The sequence below is a fragment of the Roseibacillus ishigakijimensis genome, from assembly GCF_016595415.1.
GTDB lineage: Bacteria > Verrucomicrobiota > Verrucomicrobiia > Verrucomicrobiales > Akkermansiaceae > Roseibacillus > Roseibacillus ishigakijimensis.
This window is the reverse complement of sequence record NZ_JAENIO010000117.1, coordinates 1-803: the sequence shown is the minus strand read 5'-3', so window position 1 is coordinate 803 and position 803 is coordinate 1. Positions and strand designations below refer to the sequence as shown.

General features: G+C 44.2%; 1 protein-coding gene. It reads right to left on the bottom strand.

Annotated elements, in window-relative coordinates:
• Nucleotides 1-104: 104 nt before the first annotated feature.
• Entirely contained in the window at nt 105-533 is a 429-nt protein-coding gene (locus tag JIN78_RS16810; RefSeq protein WP_200393156.1) for a hypothetical protein, read from the bottom strand.
• Nucleotides 534-803: the final 270 nt, after the last annotated feature.

The window sequence follows — 803 nt, the reverse complement described above, 5'->3', positions numbered from 1 at the left end:
TATCAACCTGACCACCGCCACGTCACCACCGAAACCCGCAAAGAACGCCGCCCCCTTGAAGACACTTGGATCGAACTCCTAAGTTGACGCGAATGCCCCAACACCTAAAACTCATATTTTTGGCCTAAACCTTTTTCACCTTTAAACCTATCAACAAACCCTCGCTCTTTTTCGTTTAACGAGGAATAAATCTCATCAAAACTATCTTTTTTAGGCCAATCTGACTGCAAAATCACGTTTCCATTTCGAGACATATCTCTCATCAGGAACGATAACCCACCGAAGGGAGATTCGATGTCAAACTTGTCTCCTAATAATATAAACTCCATAAACTGAATAAAACCTCCATTAAACACTTCGATCTCGTTAAATGCCAAGTCAATCACATAAATCCTATCCTCCTCAACTTTCCCTTCAATAATTCGAAACGCAACCGTGACATTCTCCCTAATCGGGCTCAATATTCGGAAAAAGCCTTTGTTGTCTGGCCACTTAGAAAAATCGGGATCATGCGGCTCCCAATCGTGCGACATTTCCATACAAATAAATGCTTCTGTATTATAAGGCTTCCCATCAACTGGACACGGTTGCCGAAAGCTAAACCTGTGACTGAAGGTGGCATTCGGATACCGAGCATTGAAAGCTTTATAATCCTCTGGGAAAACGAACCCAAAAGCAGCCTCCCATCGCTCCCAATCCTCTTCAGCAGGGGATGTCCCACAGGTCGTTAAAACTCTCGGTGGTCGTTGGCGTGAGATTGGCTATTTATTCGTCGAGTTCAAGGTTGGTGTTGAGGCTTCTGT

Bases quoted from the DNA above. Each gene is read 5' to 3' on its own strand.
- JIN78_RS16810 (WP_200393156.1), bottom strand. From the start codon at position 533: ATGTCGCACGATTGGGAGCCGCATGATCCCGATTTTTCTAAGTGGCCA.